This is a genomic window from Chryseobacterium sp. KCF3-3 (genome assembly GCF_045865955.1).
In the GTDB taxonomy this organism is placed as follows: Bacteria; Bacteroidota; Bacteroidia; order Flavobacteriales; family Weeksellaceae; genus Chryseobacterium.
Map to the genome: position 1 here is coordinate 5,004,755 of NZ_AP035792.1, position 14,054 is coordinate 5,018,808.

Consider the following 14,054-nt stretch of genomic DNA (forward strand, 5'->3'; position numbering starts at 1 on the left):
ATATGAACAGACATCTTTAGTCTATTCATTTTCATTATTCCCGTCATCCTTGAAAAGATCTCCGATCATTCCTCCGTCCTCATCCATATCTCCTGTTGGTTCCGGATCTTCATATACTTCGGGTTCTTCTTCTACAGGTTCAGGAATGGTAATATTGATGGCTTTTACTTTGAACTTGGTAAACTGGTTTCCAATGGCTTTTATTCCTTTTACCGCTATAAATTCATCAATATTAATGGTTTCCGGATCGCGTTCTTTTCCTTTATCTTTCGCAAAAATAATTTCAGCAGTAACATCGTTGGCAACAATTACATTTTCGATGAATGATTTCGGGTGTTCAGAAGGCATGAAAGTCTGTACATTCACTGTATTTTCCAGTAAGAATCTCTTAATGAAATAAATATCTTTTTCCCCGTCGTAATAGATACAGGTAATCGGCTGTGCAGGTCTCCATTTTTCCAATACCAGATATTCATCATCAAAACGGTTACCTAAGTCAAAAGACACCAGTTTTACTTCACCATTGGTATTTATGGTCAGGATTTTGTCATCTCCTTTGAAGCTTCCCAGCAATGTTCCTCTTACATCGGCATTCAATCTTCTTACTGTATCATCAAACCAGATTTTTCTAGGAGCCAGAGTGGAAACTCCTTCTTCCTTCATATCTACTTTCTTTACGGCGTACTTAGTCACCAGGTTTCCTTTGGAATCACGCCCCTTAATGGCAAGATCGGAGAAATTGATCTCCATTTTGTTCTTTCTGATTCTAGGATTTGGTTTTAAAAGCACGGTTACAGTTTCTGCTTCTCCATTAGGATTGGCTGAGAAATAGAGTGTTTCAGAACCTTTTTTATCTGAAGCTAAAGGATAATCTGTATTTCGGGTAACTCCGGTTACAGAGAATCGTTTCATATAATATGGTCCTTCCCTTCCTTCACGGTAGATCATATTATACACAGTTCTCTTATCGTTTTTCTTCCATATAGCAACGTGAAGAATATCTTTTCCTACGAAGGTTTTTGCTTCTACTTTTACCACCTTCATACTTCCGTCTTTTCTGAATATGATGATATCATCAATGTCAGAACAGTCGAACAAATACTGATCTTTCTTCAGAGAAGTTCCGATGAAGCCTTCCTCGAAATTCGCATAGAATTTTTCATTGGCTACGGCTACTTTTGTAGCATCAATAGTATCAAAGATTCTAAGTTCAGTCTTTCTTTGTTTGTCTTTGCCGTATTTTTTCTGAATATTTAAATAGTAATCGATAGCATAAGCGATCAGGTTAGCCAGGTGGTATTTTACCTGTTCTATTTTACCTTCCAGCGATGCAATATTTTCTTTAAACTTATCTAAATCGAATCTTGAAATTCTCTTGATTCTGATCTCTGTCAGTTTTAAAATATCCTCTTCTGTAACGGCTCTTAAAAGATGTTTGGTATGAGGTTTTAATCCGGCATCAATGGTTTTTAATACATCTTCCCAGGTTTTCACCTCTTCAATATCGTGGTAAATCCTGTTCTCGATGAAAATCCTTTCCAATGAAGAGAAATGCCAGCTTTCCTGAAGTTCATGAAGTTCTATTTCCAATTCTTTCTTCAGTAATGAAACGGTATGATCTGTATTGGTTTTCAGAATATCGGATACATTCAGAAACATAGGCTTATCACCTACAATCACACAGGCATTCGGAGAAATCGTCACCTGACAGTCTGTAAATGCATACAGTGCATCAATGGTCTTATCCGGTGAAACATCATTATGAATATGAATCAGGATTTCTACTTTATCTGAAGTATTATCCTCAATTTTTTTGATTTTGATCTTTCCTTTCTCATTGGCTTTTAGAATAGAGTCAATAAGATCCGTTGTTGTTTTGGAGTAAGGAAGTTCAGAAATGACTAATGTATGCTTATCCGTCTGGGTAATTTTAGCTCTTGCTCTTACTTTTCCTCCTCTGTGACCGTCGTTATATTCGGAAACGTCAAGATAACCGGCTGTTAAAAAGTCCGGATACAGTTCAAATTTCTTACCTTTTAAATAGGCTACGGATGCATTAATAAGTTCATTAAAGTTATGAGGAAGGATTTTTGTGGAAAGTCCTACTCCAATACCTTCTACTCCCTGTGCAAGAAGCAAGGGGAATTTTACCGGTAAATCAATAGGTTCATTATTTCTTCCGTCATAGGACTTTGTCCAATCTGTAGTTTTAGGATTAAAGACTACTTCCAGGGCAAAAGGAGTCAGTCTTGCTTCAATATATCTCGCGGCAGCTGCAGAGTCACCTGTATAAATATTTCCCCAGTTTCCCTGAGTATCAATTAACAGTTCTTTCTGCCCAATCTGCACCATGGCATCTGTAATGGAAGCATCACCGTGTGGGTGATATTTCATGGTATTTCCCACGATATTGGCCACTTTATTGTAACGGCCGTCTTCCAGCTCCCGCATGGAGTGCATAATTCTTCGTTGAACGGGTTTTAAACCGTCATATATTGAAGGGATAGCTCTATCCAGAATTACATAGGAAGCATAATCAAGAAACCAGTCTTTGTACAGCCCGGAAACTTTTTTTAAGCTTTCACCCTCATGCGAATATTCTTCTGTCGTCATCTATTTTATCTTTTTTCTCTTTATTAGCTTTCACTACTTTGTTCAGAGAGAGTTTTAAATCGTTTACTTCTTTGTTGCTCAAATAAGAGATCTGGTATTTGAGTATGGTAGAACCATTATTTTTACTGGAAACGGTAATGTATAATCTTTTGAAAAAGAGAATACTGACCACATCATATTTTATCAGTTTGTATTTTGGAAATTCGTCATGAAGAGGCTTGTTTAAAAAGGGAATCACATTCCTGTTTTTAAAATTCAAAGCTTCTCCGTCACTGTCGTATTCAAAAATCTGTCTTCCGCTGATATAAAAGATAATCAGCAGCAAAACAGGAACAATAATTAATAAATAACTTTCTTTACCCATCGCATGAAATCTGTATTCATTAGCGACAAACGCAATTATCCCAAACACTGCAATCATCAAAAGCAGTGTACTCAAAGAGTTATAAATTGATGCTTTATTACGGTTACTTAGTCTCATTTTATTTTTTTGGCTGTGTAAGTATTATAATTTCCTACTTCATCCAAAATTGTGCTTTTTTTCAGTCTGCAATGGCTCTTACAACCAGTTTTTTAAGTTATAAGTTTTTTTTTAATTTTCTACTTCATTCAGTATTTCTTTTTTATCAATATCAGTATCATCTTCTACCACTAGGTTTTCTAAGATGAAGGTTTGTCTATCCGGTGTATTTTTCCCCATGTAGAATTCCAGAAGTTGATCAATCGTCTGGTCTTTTCCCACTACTACAGGTTCTAAACGGATATCTTTACCAATGAAGTGTTTAAATTCGTCCGGAGAAATTTCTCCCAATCCTTTAAATCGGGTGATTTCAGGATTTTTCCCCAGTTCGTTTAGTGCTTTTATTCTTTCTGCTTCTGTATAGCAATATCTTGTTTCTTTTTTATTTCTTACTCTGAATAACGGAGTCTGAAGGATGTAAAGGTGTCCGTTTTTAATCAGATCCGGGAAGAACTGCAGGAAGAAAGTAATCATCAGCAAACGGATGTGCATCCCATCCACATCGGCATCGGTAGCAATAATTACCTGATTGTATCTCAGATCTTCCAGACTTTCTTCAATATTTAAAGCGGCCTGAAGAAGGTTAAATTCTTCATTTTCATACACCACTTTCTTGGTAAGACCATAACAGTTCAATGGTTTACCTTTCAGTGAAAATACGGCCTGAGTTTCTACATCTCTGGATTTTGTAATAGATCCGGATGCAGAATCTCCCTCGGTAATGAAGATCTGGCTCTCTCCTTTTCTTTCGGCTTTCTGATCGTTATAATGCTGTCTGCAGTCACGAAGTTTTTTATTGTGAAGAGATACTTTTTTTGCTCTCTCTCTTGCCAGTTTCTGGATTCCTGAAAGTTCCTTTCTTTCTCTCTCGGAAATTAATATTTTTCTCTGAATTGCTTCAGCTATTTCCGGATTTTTGTGCAGGAAATTGTCCAGTTTACTCTTCAGGAAGTCAATAATGAATGTTCTTACGGTAGGTCCGTTTGGTCCCATATCATTAGACCCTAATTTTGTTTTGGTCTGGGATTCGAAAACCGGTTCTTCTACATTGATCGAGATCGCAGCAATGATAGATTTTCTGATATCAGAGGCATCAAAACTTTTATTGAAAAACTCACGAATCGTTTTTACATATGCTTCACGGAATGCATTAAGGTGTGTTCCACCCTGCGTTGTATTCTGTCCGTTCACGAATGAAAAATAGGTTTCAGTCTGTGATTTATCAGAATGGGTAATAGCAAGTTCAATATCTTCATCCTTCAAATGAACAATTGGATAAAGAATCTCACTCTCCAGTTCTTCTTCCAACAGGTCTTTAAGACCGTTTTCAGAATAATAGGTTTCTCCGTTGAAAAGAATTTTAAGTCCCGGATTCAGGTACGCATAGTTACGGAGCATTCTTTCGATATACTCTTTCCTGTATTTGAAATGCAGGAAGATTTCTCCATCAGGAATAAAAGAAATTTCAGTACCATTTCTGTCTGAGGTTTCTTTTTCATCAAAGTTTTCAGTGATCATCCCACGGGAGAATTCAGCAACTTTCATTTTCCCATCACGGAAAGAACGAACTCTGAAGTAATCTGAAAGGGCATTTACCGCTTTGGTCCCGACACCATTCAAACCTACAGATTTTTTAAACGCTTTACTGTCGTACTTACCACCGGTATTCATCTTTGAGACAGCGTCTACCACTTTTCCTAGTGGAATTCCACGTCCAAAGTCACGGATGGTAACTTTACCATCGTCCAGTTTTATTTCAATTCTTTTCCCTGATCTCATCCTGAACTCATCAATAGAGTTATCAAGGATTTCTTTTAACAGGATATAAATACCGTCATCAGCGGAAGAACCGTCACCGAGCTTCCCGATGTACATACCGGGGCGCAAACGGATGTGTTCCTGCCAATCGAGGGTTCTGATATTATCTTCGGAGTAGGTTGGATTTATTTCTTGTGACATATATGATTTCAGCAAACATACAAAAGTACAAAATTGTCCAAAATTATCCGAATTTTTTCCTCTTGTTTTTTTTCAATATTCTACTACAAACATTGTATTATTCTCAATCAAATTATATATTTACGAAATTATCATTATCATGTGAAAAATTTATTTACTTTCCTCACATTATCTGTAATTTTATTCTTTCCCTCATTATTTTCTTCACAGATCCCCGGGATGGTGAACTATAGCGATGAGGAAGGATTAAACTGCTCCTATACCTATCATCTGAGACAAGATAAAAATGGCTTCATCTGGATAGGCAGCGATAATGGTTTATTCAGATTTGACGGAAAAGAATTTAAACAATACGGTAAGAAAGAAGGGTTAAAGAATATTGATATTATATCCTGTGAGCCTTTGCCCAACGGCGAGGTATTCATTCTTCCCTTTCTGAATGATTTTGCTTATTTAAAAAACGGTCGTGTTATCAATCTGAACATCAATGACTATGTAAAAAATCAGTTTTCAAGCTCTATTCCGAAAGTTACCCGTGATGGAAACCGACTTTATCTTTATGGAAATTTAAACCCTCAGAATATTTTCATCTATGAAAGCGGAAAAGTTAAAAAGATCCCCATCCCATTAGATTACGGGAAAAGATATTTTGCAACGCTCAGGTTTGAGCCGCATACTTACAATCTCTATTTGCATGATTCTCATCAGGGAAATATACTTGTCTACAATATCCTCACCGGAAAAAAGCAATATTTAAAAGCAGAAACCGGAAGTATGATCTGTGAAAAGGATGATCTTTTTGTCTTCTTAAATAAAAATACAATTGAAGTGTATCAACTTTCTGCTCCTTCAGGTATAAAAAAGATTCTATCTTATGATTGTGGTAAACAAGAGAATGTTTTCTACGGGCTTATTGATAAAAACAATAAACTATGGCTGAATATAAGTAATGGAGGCGTTTTATATTTCAACCAATCACTGACTGAAAAAAAGATAAACCTTGGTAAGCCTATCAAAATACTGGACCGTTATGTGATCAATAATGTTCTTGTAGACAAGGATGATAACGTATGGTTCAATTCACGGAATAATGGTGTATTTTTCATATCAAAATCCCTTTTTGCCAATCATATCAATTTGCCTGTAAAAAGTAATTCTGAGTATATAAAAGCCATTGCAAAAGATAACGGCAATATTCTTCTCGGCTACAATCAATCTGCCGGTGCTCTTATCAGCAAAAACAATAAAATACAAAATATTATCCTGGATAAGGGTGATAAAGATGAAAACATCTCGGTTTATTTAAAAGGTAATATTTCCATTTTCGGTTTATCAGGTAAAGTTATTGTTCATGATATGACCAATAATACTTCTAAAAAGATATATTGTTCCTTAAAGAACATTGTCTCTTACACCCAGGATTCCTTATTTTTCTGTACATCTGGCGGCTTATTGACCTACAGTTTAAAAACTAAAAAAACAACCACTCTTTTTCAGGAGCGGGTATACACCGTTTTTCCCTATGATAAAGAGAATCTCTTTATCGGCAGCTTCAGTGATCTGTACAAATACAATATCAGAAACCGGAAAAAAACTTTATTCTTAAAGGGATACTATTTTACAGATATTAAAAAATTAGATGATCATACTTATTTGGGAGCAACTAATCTCCACGGGATTATTATTTTTAATACTCAAGGAATTATAAGAAAAATCGGAAAGAATGATGGATTAATCAATGACCAGGTAAAAAAAATAGAAGTAGAAAATAAAAATACATTCTGGGCCAGCACCAATTCAGGGATATCCAGAGTTGAACTGACAGCAAAGAATCAACATATCAATAACTTCACCCAGACAGACGGACTTCCCTCTGATGCAGTGGCCGGTTGCGTGATAAAAAATGACACCATCTTCATTGGAACTTCTAAAGGACTTGGAATATTTTCCATCAAAAAATTACTGACTCAGGAAAAATTCATTCACAAAAAAGTAGTTATTAACTCTGTATCTATTGAAAATAATGAGCATTACGACCTGCAGAAAAGCCTGACTGCTTATCCCCACAATACCGTTATTTTTAATCTCAGCTTTCTTGATTATCCCTCATTGGGAAAAATAAGCTATAAATATAAGCTGGAAGGGTTAAATAGCTCATGGCAAATCAATAATTCTTCTAAAGTCATCTTCAACTCTATTCCTCCAGGCAAATATACCTTCCGGGTTTACGGTTTAGGATATAACGGAAAACAATCCTATGCTTCTTCTGACCTTACTTTTTATATAAAGCCTCTCTTCTGGCAAACATGGTGGTTCAGGCTGATACTGGCCATCTTCATCATCGGAGCTTTATTGATGATTATATTTTCTTATCTGCATAAAAAAAGGAATAAGAAACTGGAAAAAATGGAGTATGAAAAGAAGATTGCCGAACTTGAACTCCAGGCTATTAAAGCTCAGATCAATCCTCATTTTATTTATAACTGCCTGAACTCCATTCAATTTTTATTGTATAAAAAAGATTATCAAGAAACAGAAAACTATCTGGATATTTTCGCCAAGATGATCCGAAAAACGCTTTATTATTCAGAAAAAACCTTCATGCCTATTAAAGATGAAGTTGAATATCTCACATTGTATCTTGACATGGAAAAGCTTCGTGTAAAAGATCTTTTTGATTATAAAATTATTATTTCTGAACAGGTAGATCCTAACTGGACGATTCCCTCTTTACTGATTCAGCCTTTTGTGGAAAATGCGATAAAGCATGGCATTTCAGGGTTAAAAGACAGAAAAGGAGAAATTCTTATCCGCTTTGATTATACGAATGTTTCTTTATGCATCACCATTGAAGATAATGGTGTAGGAATCCCCAACCAGGAATCTTTGAAAAAAGACAACTCCTTTGGGGTAAAGCTTTCTCATAAAAGAATTGAGACTTTTAAACAGCTTTTTGATACCAATATATTTTTAGAAATCAATGCGTTTCCGGAAAGCAACAGACAGGGAACCCAAATCAAACTTTATATAAAACCTTATGAGAAATAAAATACAAGCATGTATTGTTGATGATGAACAAGATGGAAGAGATTATATTGCATTACTTATGGAAAATGAATTTCCTGAAATCAATATTGAATTCCAGGCTTCCTCCGTGGAAGAAGCTTATATTTACCTTATCAAAAACTCTCCCGACATTCTGTTTCTCGATGTTCAGTTGGGTGATGGAACCACTTTCGATTTACTCTCAAAGCTGAATGAAGTTCATTCCCAGATTATTTTCATCACAGCTTACGAAAATTTTGCCATTCAGGCAATTAAAAATGGAGCTACAGATTATCTTTTAAAGCCTATAAAAAAAATGGATTTTATGATTGCTGTCAATAAAGCCCTGGACAATATTAAAAAAATACAGACTCCCAATCCTACTCTTCTTAAAGATAACAAAATCATTCTTTCTACCCTTCAGGGATTTAAGTTGGTAGAAATATCCAATATCATCCGTTGTGAAGCAGATTCGAGCTATACCCTTTTTTATCTTGCCGATAAATCAAAAATAATGGTATCCAAAACGCTTCATGAGTTTGAACCCATTCTGATGGAACATCATTTTTTCAGGATACATCATAAGCATCTTATTAATATTAATCATCTTCAGGAATATATTAAAGGCAGAGGCGGACAGGTAGTAATGAGCGACGGATCCGTTCTGGATGTCTCCTACCGCAAGAAGAATGACTTCCTTTCCACCATAGGGAAACCCGAATAAAATATTTTCTTTCGCACTTACTTATTCAACCTCCGCACTTATTAGTTGGAGTTGTTTTTTGTTAAGACTCTTCTCTACTTTCGTCATGTTAAACAAAAAAAAATTATCATGAAAATCACTAGAAAAGTACTCAAGAGAAATCAAATGAGATCCATTGCCGGAGGAACAGCATTTGTTACCCCAAGCAACCCAGGAACAATCCCTCAACCCCAGCCTCCTATTGCAACTAATCCGCAACAACCTATTGGAGGACTTCCTTTTATTTACACAATGCCATGGAATGGACTTCCCTGGATTGAACCTAAATAATAATGATTTTAAAAAGACATTCCAGTCTGTCGATTGGAATGTGGTTTTTAAAAGAAAAAGTTTCGGGCAATCTTATTCCGGACCAGAAAATAATGTAAAAACTGAAAAAATTAAACCATGAAAAAAATAGTACTCTACATGACTTTTGTTTCTCTTTTATCGACATCCTGTTCTGATGTGATAGAACAATATGAAACTGAAGCATCCAATTCCCAACTCATGAACAGGGATCTCACTTCAGAGGATGAAACAAAATATGCTGAAGAGGGAGAACCCACGGTATTAGGAGAACAGCTTCCTATTCCGTACACGATTGAAAACATGATGGCTGCCTACAAATCATTACTGGCTGAGCCCAAAGCAGAAGGCAACAGATCATTAACTGCTGTAAATATTCGCCCTACACACAAATACATTAAATTCAATCCGGCAACGGAAGATGAACTGGAAACACTACAGCAATCCGATCTTATTATTTATGATTATCCACTTGATAAAGAAGTATTGGTAGTCGGTAAATTCTATCACGATCCTGATGTTCCCGCCGATCAGCCTACACCGCAATATGCAACTGTGAGGAATGAGGCAGCCTTACCAGCCGGGATTAGCTATGAAATTCTTCAGGATGTGTATCTTCCCGAAGAGGATCTTGAACTCTTAGGAACTGGTAATATGAATTATAAATTCGTTTATAGCCTGGTCAATAGGGCAGAAAATATATCCGGTTTCACACCTTGGGAGCCTAGCGACTATAAGCCCTGGGATAATATAGGAGAACCCGGGCAATGGTATCCCAATCCCAACCCGAATCCAGGAGGCGGCGGAGGTGGTGCACCAATATATGGTACCATTCGAATCTTCGATACAAGATTAAATACACTGATCCCTTTTGAAGGCGCCAAAGTTACTGCTAAAAGGGGTTTGAGAACAAGAGAAGGTATCACCAATGCAAATGGTCAGTACGGACTGGACGGTACACCTTTTCCAAACAACAGAAATGTAGACTTTAAGCTGCATATGGATAGAAAGCATTTTGTAATAAAAGATAACCAGATTAGCCCTGCCAATGTAGCCCGAAATAATATCAAAAGTAATCATTGGAGTCATGACATCATGCCTGGCTATGAAAATATGCAGGGCCATATGTTTAGAGCAGCCTACCGTTATTTTTATAAAGATATTGGTGGTTTACAAAGACCTATCAGGCCTAGTGGAAACCGTTCGCACATTATAGCAAAGAATACAGCTAAAGATTGGCAGGGAATCAATTACGTTGCTTTTCCTTACCTGAAAATAGCAAGATTCCGACCTGGATCAACAACAGAGTATCAGTCTGATGATTATTTTTCAACGACTGTACATGAACTGGCCCATACCTCTCATATTATCAAAATGAACAGCGGACCTGTTCAGTATTTCCAAGTTAATTCTATGCTACAGGAAAGCTGGCCATGCGCTGTAGAATGGTTTGTAACAGGAATAGAATATAGAGAAAGAGGTATTGCAAATTATGGAACTCCAAATTATAATCCATCTAATCCTCCTGTATTTCCTAATCGTTTCGGATATCAGTTCTGGAGTTTGAATACCAGTTCAGATTATACAAGCTTATTTATTAATTTAGTTGACAATTTCAACGAATTGGGGCAGTCATTTAGCTCTCAACCTATGGGAACAGTAAACGACCAGGTTACCGGCTATACTTTAGCCAATATTGAAACTAATTTTCTAAAACATTGTTATGGATTAAGCAGTTTAAGTACACAGCTTAAAGCGAACAGACCGGCAGGAGTAAGTAATGCGCAGATTGATTTATTATTGAGCTTTTATTAGGCTTATTCCATTAAAAATAACGACCATCCTGTTGTGAAGATGGTCGTTTTTTATTTCAAGCATACCTCATGTGAGGATTCAAAATATTACCTTTTATTTTCCAGCTGCACAATTATATTTTTCTGCATCGCTGGTACAATCAGTCTATAGAAAGGCCGAACGGGTAAAAAATAGAGAACTCCCAGCCAGTTATGAAATCTAAAAACCGCATTAAACCTACTGTTTGCTAATTTTTATCTCCTTAAGTTCAAACTGTTTTAATTATTTCATTAAATTCGGTCCACAAAACTGTTTTTATGATACAACTTCCTTTATCAAAACTTTCCAATGTAGGAACTACTATTTTCAGCCAGATGACTCAGCTTGCCAATGAAAATGAAGCCATCAATCTGTCTCAGGGATTTCCTGATTTTATGCCAGATTCAGAATTATTAAATCATGTAGATCATTTTATTAAAAAAGGCTTCAATCAGTATGCTCCTCTTGGCGGAATGATTGGCTTAAAGGAAGAAATTGCACGAAAAATTGAAAATAGTCATCAGGCAATTTACCATCCGGATTCTGAAATAACAGTTACTGCAGGCGGTACTCAGGCAATTTTCACGGCTATTGCATCATTTATTAAAAAAGATGATGAAGTGATTATTTTTGAACCTGCATATGATTGTTATGAGCCTACGGTAGAACTTTTCGGAGGTATTGTAAAACGGTTTGAAATGAAAGCTCCGGATTATGAAATCAACTGGGATGAAGTAAAAAATCTTGTCAGCGAAAAAACCAGGATGATCATTCTTAATAACCCTAACAATCCTTCAGGAAAAATTCTGAAAGAAAATGATATACAAGAACTTATTAAACTGGTAAAAGGAACTTCTATTCTTATTTTGAGTGATGAAGTGTATGAAAATATTGTTTTTGATGGAAAACAGCATTTAAGCATCTGTAAGTATCCGGAATTGAAAGAAAGAAGCCTTCTTGTGGCCTCTTTTGGGAAGCTTTTTCATGTTACCGGATGGAAAGTAGGCTATTGTGCAGCACCTAAAAGCTTAACGGAAGAATTCAGGAAAGTACACCAATTCAATGTGTTTTGTGTAAACACTCCTATTCAGCTGGCTCTGGCAGAATACATGAAAAATGATGAACACTATACTTATCTGAATCAGTTTTTCCAGGAGAAAAGAGACTTTCTGAGAAAAGGTCTTGCAGGTACATCGTTCGAACTTCTGGACTGTGAAGGAACTTATTTTCAGGCGGTGAAATATGATAAAATATCAGATAAAAATGATTTTGATTTTGCTTCAGAACTTACCATCAATCATAAGGTGGCCAGTGTTCCTTTCTCTTCTTTTTATAAAAACAAGCTGAATGAGAATGTAATCAGGTTGTGCTTTGCCAAGAAACAGGAAACTCTGGAAAAAGCACTTGAGAATTTATCAAAGATTTAATACTTCCTGATTAAAACAAAGAGGTAAAGAAATTATACATAAAACTCCGGAAATGTTTCCGGAGTTTTTATTTTTTATTCACAGGTGAATTTTAAATTAGCGGTGAAAGCAGTCTGGCCAGATGTTCAAAAAAAACTTTGAATTTTGACCTTTTTTTCCAGCTATCAAGGAAGATTTCTTCACAATCATTCATATCCTCAATAAAAAGGTTTTTAAGCTTCTGATTAATTTCTGCATCAAAGATCAATGTATTTACCTCAAAATTAAGTTCCTGACTTCTGACATCCATATTCGCAGTTCCTACAGACGAAAAATGGTCATCAACAATCATTGTTTTGGCATGAATAAATCCTTTTTTGTAAAAGAATACTCTCACTTTGTTCTCCAGAAGCTCTTCATAATAGGAATAGGCTGCGGCATTCACCACTACAGAATCTCCTGATTTTGGTACCATAAGCCTTACATCAAGTCCGGAAAGACCAGCCTGCTTTATAGCGTTCAATACCGTTTCAACAGGGATAAAATAAGGCGTTACAATATATATTCTTCTTTTGGCAGAAAGAATTGCCGAACTGGCGCTCAACATAATGGAAGGTCTGGTATCAGGGCCACTTGCAGCAACCTGAACGAGGGAACTTCCTGCTTCTGTTTTTTTATAATCGAAATACGATGTTGAGATTTCAGGAAATTTTTCAGTAGCAAAAACCCAGTTGCTGAAAAACAAAAATTGAAAATAAAAAGCGGCTTCTCCTTTAATATAAAGATGAACGTCTCTCCAGTACTGTTTTGGATTAGGATTGATGTATTTATCCGAAACATTAATGCCACCTGTAAAAACCTCAGTCCCATCTACAATGATGATCTTCCTGTGATCTCTGTAATTCACTCTGTTGGCTAGAAGCCTGAAAGTAATTTTGTTGACCGGAGATACTTCCACTCCTGCTTCCTGTAATTTTCTTAAAAACTTCCGGCCTAATTTTCCACTTCCCAGATCATCATAAAGAAAACGTATTTTAACACCTTGCTTTGCTTTCCTCATCAACAGATCAGCAAGCCTGTTTCCGACATCGTCATTATCATAAATATAATATTCCAGATGGATATGATGCGCTGCCTTTTCAAGTACTTCAAAAACTTTTTCAAATTTAGCTTCACCATTGATCAGGACTTCTGTATGATTTCCCTGAGAAACAGGCGCATTTCCGGCATTGTAAAGAAAATTAACTGTGAGCAAAAAATTCTGTAATTCTTCCTGATGAGCAATCAGTGTTTTATGATGTGTTTCTTCAATATATTGCTGTACTTTTTGATATATCTGCTCATTACGTTCTACTTTGAAAGTATAAAATTTATTCTTTTTGAAGTTGACTCCAAAAACAAAATAAATAATGATTCCAACCACCGGAAGAAAAATAATAAGCAGAAGATAAGCCAGTGTTTTGCTTGTATTTCTGGTATCCATAATGATCTTACCCGCAAGGAAAGTAACCCCGAGAAGATAAAGGGCCTCAAGTCCCAACAGAAGGTATGGGTACTGATCAAGAAATTCTTTAACCATATTGACTGATCTCTAGGTTAAAGATAGTGAAAAAGGCCAAAAAGGAAA

At 36.0% G+C, this 14,054-nt stretch carries 10 protein-coding genes; 5 read left to right on the plus strand and 5 right to left on the minus strand.

Annotated elements, in window-relative coordinates:
• Nucleotides 1-21: 21 nt before the first annotated feature.
• The 3 genes from ACKTTZ_RS22375 to ACKTTZ_RS22385 form a co-directional block, all read right to left on the minus strand.
• Nucleotides 22-2,613 carry a DNA gyrase/topoisomerase IV subunit A gene (locus ACKTTZ_RS22375; RefSeq protein ID WP_407846646.1) on the minus strand — a complete coding sequence of 864 codons (2,592 nt, stop codon included), beginning with the start codon at nucleotides 2,611-2,613 and terminating at the stop codon, nucleotides 22-24.
• Nucleotides 2,588-3,094, minus strand: coding sequence for a hypothetical protein (locus ACKTTZ_RS22380; RefSeq protein WP_034696501.1), 507 nt, complete (start codon nucleotides 3,092-3,094; stop codon nucleotides 2,588-2,590). The genes ACKTTZ_RS22375 and ACKTTZ_RS22380 overlap by 26 nt, the downstream gene beginning before the upstream one ends.
• 111 nt (nucleotides 3,095-3,205) lie before the next feature.
• Nucleotides 3,206-5,092: a DNA topoisomerase IV subunit B gene (locus tag ACKTTZ_RS22385; RefSeq protein ID WP_079241968.1), complete on the minus strand. Its 1,887-nt coding sequence runs from the start codon at nucleotides 5,090-5,092 to the stop codon at nucleotides 3,206-3,208.
• Between the two features lie 219 nt (nucleotides 5,093-5,311).
• Between ACKTTZ_RS22385 and ACKTTZ_RS22390 the strand changes: the two genes are divergently transcribed.
• From ACKTTZ_RS22390 to ACKTTZ_RS22405, 4 genes are all read left to right on the plus strand, one after another.
• Nucleotides 5,312-8,140, plus strand: a complete 2,829-nt coding sequence (locus tag ACKTTZ_RS22390) for a histidine kinase (RefSeq protein WP_407846647.1) — start codon at nucleotides 5,312-5,314, stop codon at nucleotides 8,138-8,140.
• The gene (locus tag ACKTTZ_RS22395; RefSeq protein WP_407846648.1) at nucleotides 8,130-8,861 is read left to right on the plus strand and encodes a LytR/AlgR family response regulator transcription factor; all 732 of its coding nucleotides are present in this window, start codon (nucleotides 8,130-8,132) and stop codon (nucleotides 8,859-8,861) included. Before ACKTTZ_RS22390 ends, ACKTTZ_RS22395 begins: the two co-directional genes overlap by 11 nt.
• A gap of 108 nt (nucleotides 8,862-8,969) precedes the next feature.
• Nucleotides 8,970-9,170, plus strand: coding sequence for a hypothetical protein (locus ACKTTZ_RS22400; RefSeq protein ID WP_034696507.1), 201 nt, complete (start codon nucleotides 8,970-8,972; stop codon nucleotides 9,168-9,170).
• Nucleotides 9,171-9,287: 117 nt separating this feature from the next.
• The gene (locus ACKTTZ_RS22405) at nucleotides 9,288-11,003 is read left to right on the plus strand and encodes a hypothetical protein (RefSeq protein ID WP_407846649.1); all 1,716 of its coding nucleotides are present in this window, start codon (nucleotides 9,288-9,290) and stop codon (nucleotides 11,001-11,003) included.
• 86 nt (nucleotides 11,004-11,089) lie between these two features.
• Here ACKTTZ_RS22405 and ACKTTZ_RS22410 read toward each other — a convergent pair whose 3' ends face one another.
• The gene (locus tag ACKTTZ_RS22410) at nucleotides 11,090-11,188 is read right to left on the minus strand and encodes a hypothetical protein (RefSeq protein WP_081906471.1); all 99 of its coding nucleotides are present in this window, start codon (nucleotides 11,186-11,188) and stop codon (nucleotides 11,090-11,092) included.
• 111 nt (nucleotides 11,189-11,299) lie between these two features.
• Here ACKTTZ_RS22410 and ACKTTZ_RS22415 point away from each other — a divergent pair, with 111 nt between their 5' ends.
• A complete protein-coding gene (locus ACKTTZ_RS22415; RefSeq protein ID WP_407846650.1) occupies nucleotides 11,300-12,448 on the plus strand; it encodes a methionine aminotransferase in 1,149 nt (382 codons plus the stop codon).
• A 91-nt stretch (nucleotides 12,449-12,539) separates the two neighbouring features.
• On the opposite strand, the gene cls is transcribed toward ACKTTZ_RS22415, so the two are convergent.
• A complete protein-coding gene (cls, locus tag ACKTTZ_RS22420; protein WP_407846651.1) occupies nucleotides 12,540-14,006 on the minus strand; it encodes a cardiolipin synthase in 1,467 nt (488 codons plus the stop codon).
• Nucleotides 14,007-14,054: the final 48 nt, after the last annotated feature.